The sequence below is a fragment of the Streptomyces durbertensis genome, assembly GCF_014156695.1.
GTDB classification, from domain to species: Bacteria; Actinomycetota; Actinomycetes; order Streptomycetales; family Streptomycetaceae; genus Streptomyces; species Streptomyces durbertensis.
The window spans coordinates 1-920 of record NZ_WMLF01000854.1; the positions used below are offsets into that span (position 1 = coordinate 1).

Below are 920 nucleotides of genomic sequence, written 5' to 3' on the forward strand. Positions count from 1 at the left end.
GAGGGGGGGTTTCCACCATAGCCCCTTCCCGGGCGTGCTCGTGCGATCCCGACCGTGTTTCACCCGGCGAGTCCGCCGAAGACCACCCCCAGCAGGCCGCCGGCCGCCAGGAAGGGGCCGAACGGGATGCCCGTCTTCCGGTCGGCCCTCCCCGCGATGAGCAGGGCGTTTCCATAGAGGGAGCCGAGCAGCAGACCGGCGAGCGCCCCCACCGCGAGGGTCGTCCAGCCGTACCACCCAAGAGCGACCCCCACGGTGAGCGCGAGCTTGACGTCTCCCATCCCCATGCCGCGGGGATGGATGAGGAAGAGGACGAGGTAGCCGCCGCCCAGGACGAGGCCGCCCCCCAGCGCCCCCGGCCAACTGCCGGCCGCGCCCGGCAGCACGGCGGCCACTCCGAGGAGCGCCGCGCCGGCCACGGCCGTCGGCAGGGTGAGGACGTCCGGCAGCCGGCGCACCCGGACGTCCACGAGGGCGAGCAGGACAAGCGCGGGTGCCAGTACCACCCACACGGCCAGCTCGGGGCGGGGCCCGACGGCGGCCGCCAGGAGCGCGCAGACCGCGGCGGTGACCGGGCCCGGGAGCGCGGTGAGCCGGGAGCGGCCGGAGGCGGCGGGGCGGTCGGTCCGCCACGGCTCGCCGGGCGGGACGGCAAAGCGGTGCGCGGCCCGGGGCAGCAGCAGCGCGCCGACCGTCCACCCGTACGCCGCCGCGGCGGCGACCAGCCCCCACGCCCACGGCGAGGCGGTCGCCCCTGACAGCCCGGTCAGCTCTGACAGCCCGGACGGCTCTGCCGACGCGGTCGGCGCGGTCGGCGCGGTCGGCGCGGTCAGTGTGGTCAGCGTGGTCAAGGTCAACGCGGTCGACTCCCCCGGCACACCGGGAGGGTATCGCCCCCGCCGGGGGCGGCCATCCCTCTC

1 protein-coding gene is annotated in these 920 nt (G+C 77.0%); it reads right to left on the bottom strand.

Features of this window, described 5'->3' with window-relative positions; translation table 11 throughout:
• Nucleotides 1-59 precede the first annotated feature (59 nt).
• Complete coding sequence (locus tag GL263_RS27280; protein ID WP_438948015.1) at nt 60-725, bottom strand: A24 family peptidase; 666 nt, start codon at nt 723-725, stop codon at nt 60-62.
• Between the last annotated feature and the right edge of the window lie 195 nt (nt 726-920).